General features: G+C 44.7%; 4 protein-coding genes. 1 reads left to right on the top strand and 3 read right to left on the bottom strand.

Going from position 1 to position 2,608, the window contains the following annotated elements; genetic code table 11:
* Positions 1–198 (top strand): tetratricopeptide repeat protein (locus tag VE944_RS01950; protein ID WP_324971452.1); only part of this gene is annotated, 198 nt, incomplete at its 5' end.
* 55 nt (positions 199–253) lie between these two features.
* Here the strand turns inward: VE944_RS01950 and VE944_RS01945 are convergent.
* The 3 genes from VE944_RS01945 to VE944_RS01935 form a co-directional block, all read right to left on the bottom strand.
* A complete protein-coding gene (locus tag VE944_RS01945) occupies positions 254–508 on the bottom strand; it encodes a hypothetical protein (protein WP_324971449.1) in 255 nt (84 codons plus the stop codon).
* 171 nt (positions 509–679) lie between these two features.
* Positions 680–1,600, bottom strand: coding sequence for a 50S ribosomal protein L11 methyltransferase (gene prmA, locus VE944_RS01940; RefSeq protein ID WP_324971446.1), 921 nt, complete (start codon positions 1,598–1,600; stop codon positions 680–682).
* Between the two features lie 102 nt (positions 1,601–1,702).
* A partial coding sequence (locus VE944_RS01935; RefSeq protein ID WP_324971443.1) for an NAD(P)-dependent oxidoreductase occupies positions 1,703–2,608 on the bottom strand: 906 nt, incomplete at its 5' end.

Raw genomic sequence — 2,608 nt, 5'->3', positions numbered from 1 at the left:
CTCAAAGAACAAATCGGCAATGTTCAAGGCAAGGCAATGACGTTGTGGTGGTTAGGGCACATAGCAGAACAACAGGGCAATTACAATCAAGCACTAGATTATTTGCAGCCAGCCTTGGAGATATTGCAGCGTATCCAATCTTCTGATGCTGAGAGATTAGGGCAAGTGGTGGCTGAGATTGCAAGATTTAATTCGTAATTCGTAATTAAGAAAATCAGAATTTAATCTGGCTTCCCAGGCTGGCATCTGTCGCCTATTTTGCGTTAAGTTGATTTATCCACGAGTCTTTGAACTCCATTAATGAGCCTTTGATACTCATTAAAGAGGTTCTGAACTCCATTAATGAGTCTTTGATACTCATTAAAGAGGCTTTGAGCTTCATTAATGAGCCTTTGATACTCATTAAAGAGGCTTTGAACTCCATTAATGAGTCTTTGATACTCATTAAAGAGGCTTTGAGCTTCATTAATGAGTCTTTGATACTCATTAAAGAGGCTTTGAACTCCATTAATGAGTCTTTGATACTCGTTCAGCAGTTTTTTAGACTTGTGGCTTGCTTGTCGGAGAGTGCGATCGCCATAATAGTACACCACGGCGTAAATAGAGCAACCATTTAAAATACCTAAATAGCTTATTCCATAATACTTTTGACTTTCGCCTTGCGGTACTACCTACTGTGCTAAGAACGCCGTGCATTCAAGCAACACCATTCTTTTCGTTTCCACAGGGTAGCAACGACCCAACCATTTTGTTCTAAAGCATCAGCAACACCTTTAGATTGTTCTAGTAAAATACCACTGAAGATCGCCCAAGTTTCAGGTTTAGCGATCGCACTCATTTCTGGAATTAATTCAATAATTACATGAGCCAAAATATTGCAAACAATACCATCTACTGGATTTTCAAGCAGTTTTGTCAAAACGTCTACACTTCCCAGTGCTGATAATAAACGTTCTGGACTAATATCGTTCAGCCCAGCATTACTGATAGTTGATTGCACCGCTAAAGGGTCATTATCTACTGCATAGACTTTCTCTGCTCCCAGTAGCAGCGCCCCAATAGAAAGGATACCAGAACCACAGCCAATGTCCGCAATTACCAGATGTTCATGTTTGCCACTAGCACCCACAAACGACTGAGGAACTCCACTCAGCCGCATTTCCAGAGATTCCAAACATAGCTGAGTCGTGGCATGGTTGCCCGTACCAAATGCTACACCAGGGTCAAGACGAATCACTAACCGTTCCGTTGTTTCTGGTAATGGTAGCCAAGCGGGGTTGATTAGGAAGCGATCGCCTATTTCCTGCGGATGCCAATATTGTTTCCAGCTAGTCGCCCAATCTTCCTCATCAATTAACTGCCATTGCAGCGAGGGAGATGAAACTCCTACACAAAGAGCATCTTGACGCAGCCACAGCGACAGCGCTGCTAAATCTAGCAGCTGCGTTTGAATTGTCGATAAATAAGCTCTGACTAAAGATGAATTTCCTTTGTTTTCACTAGCTGTTCCCCGACAGCCAAAATCTTCCAGTCGCCAAAAGATCGAATCTTCTAGGTCTGGCTCACATAAAATCTGTAATTCCCACCAGGTGTTTGCCATAATTCAGAATGGGCTAAACGCCCCGCTACCGCTAACAGGAGTCAGAATTCAGGAGTCAGGAGGAATTATTTCTTCTGACTCCTGGTTCCTGACTCCTGACTTCTAAAGTGTTACTGTATACGCGTCCCGAATACCAGGGACTTTTATAATCTCATCCAAAATGCCCTCTGGTAAAGGATCATCTATACTCAGAGCCATTACGGCATCACCACGGACGATTTTACGACCTACTTGCATACTGGCAATATTCACATTGAAACTGCCGAGTAGGGAACCGAGTTTGCCGATAATCCCTGGCATATCGCGGTGCAGGGTAAACAACATATATTTACTGGGTGGGACGTTAATCGGGAAACCGTCAACATCAGTTAAATGGATTTCTCGTTCACCCAACAAAGCGCCGGTGACAGAATGAGTACCTAAAGTACCAGTGGCTTCTAGATGCAGTGTTCCCGCATAGTCTCGAATGGAAGCATCGCGGGTTTCAATCACCCGAATTCCGCGCTCTTTGGCTTCTATGCTGGCATTTACGTAATTTACTCGTTCTCGCAAAGCTTGGTGAAGTAAACCTTTCAGGGCAGCTACCACCAAAGGCTGACTTTTGTTAGTCGCAAGTTCCCCTTGTAGTCGAATATTGAGTACTTCCACCCGTCCGCCAGCTAGCTGTCCCACTAGATTACCTAGAGTTTCTGCTAGTTGCATATAAGGTTTGAGTTCTTCCAACACATCGGGGCCGAGTCCGGGAATGTTGACGGCTGAACGCGCTGGGAGTCCTAAAAGCACATCCCGAATTTGTTCGGCAACATCAATAGCCACATTCACTTGAGCTTCTGCGGTAGAGGCTCCCAAGTGGGGAGTGAGGATGATTTCTTTGCCTAGCGATCGCAATTCAGATTCACCCAGTGGTTCTGACTCGAACACATCCAAGGCTGCACCCCCGATTTTACCCGCTTTTAGAGCTGCTGCTAAAGCTACTTCATCAATGATCCCACCACGAGCGCAGTTGAC

The sequence above is a fragment of the Nostoc sp. genome (genome assembly GCF_035638895.1).
Classification (GTDB): domain Bacteria; phylum Cyanobacteriota; class Cyanobacteriia; order Cyanobacteriales; family Nostocaceae; genus Nostoc.
Note: the sequence above shows the minus strand (reverse complement) of the source record. Positions and strands in the feature narration are given on the sequence as shown.